This window comes from Rhodococcus sp. EPR-147 (genome assembly GCF_001647185.1).
Taxonomy (GTDB): Bacteria; Actinomycetota; Actinomycetes; order Mycobacteriales; family Mycobacteriaceae; genus Rhodococcoides.
This window is the reverse complement of record NZ_LVCU01000126.1, coordinates 1-2,708: the sequence shown is the minus strand read 5'-3', so window position 1 is coordinate 2,708 and position 2,708 is coordinate 1. Positions and strand designations below refer to the sequence as shown.

Annotated in this window: 3 protein-coding genes and 1 pseudogene; 1 reads left to right on the top strand and 3 read right to left on the bottom strand. The window is 64.4% G+C overall.

The features are described from left to right. A partial coding sequence (locus tag A2J02_RS05965; RefSeq protein ID WP_068048025.1) for a class I SAM-dependent methyltransferase occupies positions 1 to 544 on the top strand: 544 nt, incomplete at its 5' end. On the opposite strand, the gene A2J02_RS05960 is transcribed toward A2J02_RS05965, so the two are convergent. The 3 genes and pseudogenes from A2J02_RS05960 to A2J02_RS28090 form a co-directional block, all read right to left on the bottom strand. Then, positions 541 to 1,119 carry a hypothetical protein gene (locus A2J02_RS05960; protein ID WP_156517177.1) on the bottom strand — a complete coding sequence of 193 codons (579 nt, stop codon included), beginning with the start codon at positions 1,117 to 1,119 and terminating at the stop codon, positions 541 to 543. The two genes, A2J02_RS05965 and A2J02_RS05960, sit on opposite strands and share 4 nt — an antisense overlap. Positions 1,120 to 1,135: 16 nt before the next feature. Continuing rightward, positions 1,136 to 2,080, bottom strand: coding sequence for an MlaD family protein (locus A2J02_RS05955; RefSeq protein WP_068048022.1), 945 nt, complete (start codon positions 2,078 to 2,080; stop codon positions 1,136 to 1,138). After that, positions 2,077 to 2,708: pseudogene (locus A2J02_RS28090) on the bottom strand (MlaD family protein); the annotation flags it as partial. The pseudogene A2J02_RS28090 and the gene A2J02_RS05955, both read right to left, overlap by 4 nt.

Sequence of the window (2,708 nt, the reverse complement as noted above, 5' to 3'; positions counted from 1 at the left end):
AGAGCGCGCGAAAGCCGTTGCCGACCTTCGATTGGACGGACCGCAACGGGTACTCGATGTCGCATGCGGGCCGGGCAACTTCACCAGGTTCCTCTCGGAGGCTCTCACCGGTGACGGGCTCGCCGTCGGGTTCGACATCTCCGAGGCGATGATCGCCCGCGCCGTGCGAGACAACCGCGGACCCCGCGCGGCGTACGTGCGGGGAGATGCCGCCCGACTGCCCTATGCCGACGGCGCGTTCGACGCCGTGTGCTGCTACGCCGCTCTGTATCTCGTTCCGCAGCCGATGACGGTGCTGGACGAGCTGATTCGCGTCGTGCGCCCGGGTGGACGCATCGCGATCATGACCAGCTGCGAGCCACGTCCGGCACCGCTGGGTACCGTCGTCGGCTTCGGAACGGGCCTGGCGGGCGTGCGGATGTTCCCGAAGAACCTGTTCGTCGACGTGTTCGAGGCATCGGGACTGACCGAGATCGAGCAGGAAGTGCGCGGCCTCGCGCAGTTCGTCAGCGCTACCAATGCCCGCGCAACGGAGCGGATCTAGGTCTTGGGACCGTAGTCGCTGACGATCCACTGACCGTCCTGGTCGGTGACCGTCACCAGCAGGAGATTGGGAACGTTGCCGGGGTCGGGCTGCTGTACGTTCTGTGTCGTCTGCTGGGCGAACACCGCCACCTTGTACTCTCCACCGGATTCGGAATCGATTGCCGCCGAAAGAACCTCACCGGTCGCCACCACCTGGGACTCGTTCATGATCGCGGTGAGTGCTTCCCGGACACCGTCGTACCTGTCCTGCAGTGACTGCGACGCGCCCTGGTCGACTCCTTCGAAGAAGGCGTCGAGGTTGCGGTAGTCGTACGTCAACGACCGTGCGGTGTACTCGGTGGCCGTGTTCAGCGCCATCTGCCGGTCCTGCTCGTGTGCACGTTCGGCTGCCAGATCGCCTGCCGCAGAATGCCACAGCACGCCGAACACCACTGCCAGCACTACCCCCGGTACCGCCGCACCCACGACGGACCACCGGATACGGCGTCGCCGCTCGGGGTTCTCGGGCGCAGTCGCAGTCTTGTCCTCGGGCATTGTTTCTGTCTTCTTTTCGGATGCATCTACTTCGACCATGAGGGGGTCACTCCAATCAGTTCGGAATCTGGACGGACAGCTTGGCCGGTCCGCCCGGAGGGAAGACGGCCTGCAACATGTCGACGATGGAACCGGCGTCCACCCGCATCGGCTTGATGGGCGCGGTGTACGGCTTGAGAAGCGTTGCGATGAGGGCAAGGTCGGGTGAGAGGGGCGTCAGATACTGATCTATCTTCGGGCCGATCTTGCCGAGTGGATCGTCCCAGACGTCCGCGCCGACGTACGAGTAGTCGTTGAAGCCCTCGAGCAGATTGGCCACACCCGAACCCGTCGCACCGACCCACGGCGCGGCGTCGGTCATGACCGGGCCGTAACCGTAGGCGTTGCGTCCGCCCTGTTGAGCATTGTCGTAGAGCCTTCGGATCTCACCGCTCTTGTCACGCAGCGTCGCCGACAGATATCGGAAGGCCTCCACCAGGCGATCGACATCGCCTTCGCGACCGTCGACCGCTGCCGACGCGGTCTCGGTCAGCCCCTTCACTGCATTCGTATCGAGCTGTGCGGCAAGGGAATCACCGAGACTCAGCGCCTCGCTGACGGTGATCGACGCGCGGACCTGCTCGTTGCCGATCTCGTCCCCGTCCGTCAGGTCGGGACCCCCGGTTCCTCGCGGGCGCAGATCCAGGTACTGCTCCCCGGCAGCGGACAGATTCGCGACGACCACCTCCGAGTCCGCGGGAATTCGATGATCGGCGTCGAGGGCGAGAGTGACGTCGAGCCCGCCCGGCACCACCGCGATGCGCTCGACCCGACCGACGTGGATTCCGCGCGAGGTCACCTGCGAGGTGTCCATCAAACCGCCCGACGTATCCATGTGCACCACAATGCGGTTGGTACTCCGCGTGGGGTTCATGTCCAGGACGCCGACCGTCAGGTAGACGACACCGACAACCGTCATGGCCATCAATGCGAGGAGTGAAACGACTGTGCCCGGCCTCATCGCACGATTCCTATCCCGCGCAGGATCCCGATCATGTCGTCCGCCAGTGCACCGGCTCCGCCATCGGTCGAGACCGAGCGCACTGCGATGTTCGGTGTCGACTCGAAGTAGGGAATCAACCGCTCGCGCAACAGGGTGTTCGCCTTCTCCATGTTCATCGGTACCGAGGAGTCGGAATTGGCGATCGCGATCAGTGCCGGTGAGATCGTCTCGACCGCGCCCGCGAGTTCCGGGTACGGACCGGCGAGGACGTCACCGATGTTCTGCGACATGTACCCCAGCGTGAAGATCATGTGGACGACGCTGAACAGCACCTCGGCCAGTCCGTCCGATCGTCTCGGACCGAGTTCGAGGACGCGTTCGACGCCGTCTCGCTGTGTCACGACGGTGTTCGACACCTTCTCCGCCGCTCCGAGGATTCGATCGATCTCGGGGGTGTTGTCGCCGATGTCGGTCAGTGCGATCCGCGCCGCGTTGTTGACCTTGTCGATCTCCGCCGGATCGGGAGGAATCGCGGCGTTGACGTTGTTCACCGCCTCCTGCAGCTGAACGTAGTGACCACCGGTCACCAGATTCGACACTCCTCGCAGCACGTCCTCGACGTTGTCGGCCGGAACCGTACGTTCGA

Coding starts and splice junctions, on each gene's coding strand:
- A2J02_RS05960 (WP_156517177.1), bottom strand. CDS start 1,119: ATGGTCGAAGTAGATGCATCCGAAAAGAAGACAGAAACAATGCCCGAG.
- A2J02_RS05955 (WP_068048022.1), bottom strand. CDS start 2,080: ATGAGGCCGGGCACAGTCGTTTCACTCCTCGCATTGATGGCCATGACG.